This window comes from Microcoleus sp. Pol12A5 (assembly GCF_036701435.1).
GTDB lineage: Bacteria > Cyanobacteriota > Cyanobacteriia > Cyanobacteriales > Microcoleaceae > Microcoleus.
Map to the genome: position 1 here is coordinate 1 of NZ_JAUBQU010000233.1, position 3916 is coordinate 3916.

Consider the following 3916-nt stretch of genomic DNA (forward strand, 5'->3'; position numbering starts at 1 on the left):
ATTTTAGATCCGCCATTGGTGGAAGGGTTAATTAAGGCAGAACAAGCTCAATTGCAGCAACTACAAACAGTCGAACAGCGTGCTGAAAGGTTGGCGGCGAGGTTACGGGAGTTGGGCGTAGATCCTGATGCTGTGTAGGAAATTGGATGAAGTACGTGAAGCGAAGCTATCCCGAAGGGAATCGCCGCCCTTGACATATCTCAATCATTTAGGGGCAAGTCGCGCAGGAAATAAAAGCGATCGCGCCCTAAATCCTCGCCTTTAATTCGCCCTAAGTAACCCGTCAAAGGTGAGGAAAGTTCTATTAAAATTTCGTGCATTTCTTTATCTTTTAAAGGTTGGGGCGACATAGAAAAGGTATAAGCACCGTGAAGCTGATTAAATTCAACACTTGTTGATTTTGTTCTTTCCAAAAAGTCTTTGACTAGCTGAACTATGTGCGATCGCACTTTAAGCTTTTCCCGCACATCGTCAATATAGCGATTAACCTTAACATCGGCTTCCTCACCAAACGGCTGTTGTTCCAAACAAGGTTTTAACTGTAATAAATCGATCGAACCTGGTTGCTTAGCTTTCAGTTCAACCAGCTTTTGCAATGTTTCAGGGCGAATTACGTTCATTTTACTACCAATAGCTGCTTGATTAGCTGGATTAGTTAAAGGCCCAGCCGCCAAAATAATTTTAATCGATCGATCGAACTTATCTTGACCCAAGTGAGTCAAGCCTAAATGAACCAATTGAGCGGTGACACTATTAGGTACACTTTCATATTTGCTAGCTTTGCACTCTCCCGCTACTGGATATGGAGTCTCGCAATAAAAGTCTAAACCACCAGCGCCGCCTGTTGATTCTGGATTGAGACTAGCTTTCGGATTGGTATTAGAATTAGCAAATCCTAGCTTGATAAAACTTTTGCGGACTAACTTTTCAAATGTATTACCATCGCTAGAGTTTCCGATTTGTGCGATCGCACTTATCCATGCTAAATCTCGGTCTGGTTTTGCTGTTGGTGAATTTTCAGACCAACCTAGAAATATTTTGATATCATCGTTGAGCTGATTGGCAGCTAAGTTGCTACTACCAATTTCCTCAACTTGCAACTGCAAAGCTTCTAAATATTTATAAGGATAGACTTCTCCCGCCACCAAGAGAGCTTTACGCTGATAAAAACTAGCTTCAGAAATCACCGGAGTATCAATCTCGCTATTCATTGCCATCACATCGTCGCGCTGCGGCCAATAGAAGGCTCCTGACTCTGTTTGCACATTGACTACGCAAGAATTAGACAGGCGATAAATTCGTAAAATCAATAGCTTAAGAACTTGGTATTTTTCAAAAATATGTTCCAAAGCTTCCAATTTCCAAACTGTTGACTGTGCAATTTTCTCTAAAAGGTATTTTTGCTGTGGATTAATCCGCCAATGATATTCACAACGCGCCCAGACTTTAATCTGAATAGGATATGTTTGAAGTTCAGCAAATGCACTTTCAGCCTTCGTCAAATATTGAGTCTGATAGTATTGATCGAGGCTAAGATTATCAGGAAGGTGTTGACTGGGATAGAGCCAGAGTACCTCACCTTCTCTGATATTTTGCCTGAATGGTACAGCAATTAGCCTGCCTAATGTTAGTAGGTCAACATCACAAGCTGGTAATTGAATACCCTTAATAATTCCAAGATTCATATTAAGTAGGAGCGCTTAGAATTTCACAAAGTAGTGGATTTTTAGCAGCCAGGTTTAATTCTTGAACGAAGTCAATCACTTCCTGCTTAGTAAACCCGTAGTTCTCAGCCTCCTCGTAAATTTGATGAAGTGCTGCTAAAGGCTTGATCTCATCCTTCTTTAAAACAACAACTTCACCTCCTTGTTCCTGTACAAGTTTTTCTTCAAGCTGTTTGCCTTTCTTCCAACTGAGGGGAACGGGTGTTGAGCGGACTAAGCAACCACGAGTAATGTTATGTTTGGCATATTTCAACAGTCGTTGCATTACTGCATTGAATGTCATGCCAGTCAAAGTTTCGGAAACTCTGACTCCAATTCTTACTGTTTTTTGTTGAAGAGAATCGTGACCCTCAATAATCAAATGTAGATCGTGACCTGCCTGCTTAATATGTGTAACCGAAGTAATTATTACATTTTCTGTTCCATCTTTAGGAATCATTGCCATTGTAGAGGCAATAACACCAGCTAACTGGTCATCGTTTGCATCGGGTACGGAAACTCGACTCAAGAGTTCATTATAAGCATCCAGAAACTCTTGCCGTTTATTGTCGTTCGGGTCTATGGTTGAAGTACCGGGAGCTACAATTTCCACTGAATCAAATTGTTCAGCACACCATTTCATCAAGTTTCGCACACTAGCAGCTTTATTTGCAATACCTCTGATTTCGTTAGCATCGAAAGGATATAAATTCGGATAATCATCAGAATTTAGACTGTTTTGGCTGTGAAACCAAGCTAGCCTCAATTTAACAAGCTCTAACATCTGATCGGCAGTCGGTGGGTTTGTAGTTACAGACCTTTGTCCTACACGATCGGGTATGCCACTTCCCATTTGTTCAATTTCCCTCCATCTGTCGCTAATAACGCAACAGAGGAGAAGTACGTTGCTACATTGAAAGTAAATTCTATCTATGCAGCTAGCTACTATTTGAGCTCCGCTATCTCCGCAGTCATTACTCCCACTAGGATTGTCTAATTGATCGAAACAAATCAATACTGGTCGTGATGAAACTCCAGCAAGCTTACATATCTGCTCTATGAACCAAATAGACTTGGCATCTTGTTCTTGCTGCGAAAACTCTGGTAAACCCCTTTGCTTGGTTTCAGGATGATCTATACCTTGAATCCAAGCCATACCAACTTGAGCGATTGGAGCCGATCTAAATATGAGAAATAAAACGGCTTTCAAAAAATTAAAGTCAAGGTCATGTTGAGATTCTAAGATTGCTTCGATTACCTCATCAATAAATTCATATCTTTGAGGTGGGTTGAGATTTTGAATGAGGTATTTCCTTAATTCTTCAGGATGATTGCATTTTTCAAGATAGGGCTGGTATTTTTCTTCAAATTCTGTTCCCTTAAGAGTCGCAATCATAGACGCAGCAAGTTGCTGCCATTGCGTTACTCCTCTGACATCTTGGTGCTTAAAGCTGAGTGAAAGGTAGAATCGTACATGGGAGTCAATTCGACTAGCGTTAGTAAATTGAGGGATGTAGGCAAATACAGCTCCGCCCTCACGCTCAATAGTTTTCCATATCCGGTGGATTGTATGACTTTTGCCTGTGCCTCTATCACCTTTGACTGCAATCCCGATTTTATCAGAATATTTTTGGCGGACTTCAGAAATTGCTTTATAGATTGTTTGGTCAACCTGTTGGTTGAGGTCAGGGAGATCAGTTACGACTTCACCCCAAACCTCATCCGCGCTTACGATGGGTTTCAATTTGAAAGGATTCGGCTGTTGCTTGCGTGCTTCTTCAAACGGTGTATACGGATCAGTCATTGTTTTCTGCCTCAATCTCAAGATGGTTTGCTAGCGAAAAATAAAAGACCTCTTATGTCATCGCTGATCGAGTCTTGCTTTTGTTCATCAGTTGCTCCACGAGCCTCTCCACTTTGGAGATAAAATAAACGATCGGCCTGCATCTGCATAATCAAGTCTTTGAAATTCTCCCGGCTAACCTGTTCCCCTAGCTCACGGCGCAGATGCCAGATTGGGACAAGTCCCATGTAGTTGTAGCCTTTGTCCAGTTTCTCAAATAGGGCAAGGGCTTGGGACTTAAAATCGTCATAGGATGCGATCGTCCCTACATCTGCCTTCCCCTTCTCAACCGCAACACTTGCTGCACCATCCTGATGCCGAATCCACTTCAACAAAGAATTTCCCAGCCGAGTACCAATTTGAGAACCAT

The 3916-nt window shown here is 41.8% G+C and carries 2 protein-coding genes and 1 pseudogene; all 3 read right to left on the reverse strand.

The genetic code is table 11. From position 1 onward, the window contains the following. Nucleotides 1-200 precede the first annotated feature (200 nt). Complete coding sequence (locus QUA45_RS28175) at nucleotides 201-1685, reverse strand: DUF1802 family protein (RefSeq protein ID WP_333223193.1); 1485 nt, start codon at nucleotides 1683-1685, stop codon at nucleotides 201-203. A gap of 1 nt (nucleotide 1686) precedes the next feature. Further along, nucleotides 1687-3507, reverse strand: coding sequence for a hypothetical protein (locus QUA45_RS28180; protein WP_333223195.1), 1821 nt, complete (start codon nucleotides 3505-3507; stop codon nucleotides 1687-1689). 17 nt (nucleotides 3508-3524) lie between these two features. Then, nucleotides 3525-3916, reverse strand: a pseudogene (locus tag QUA45_RS28185) (hypothetical protein); the annotation flags it as partial.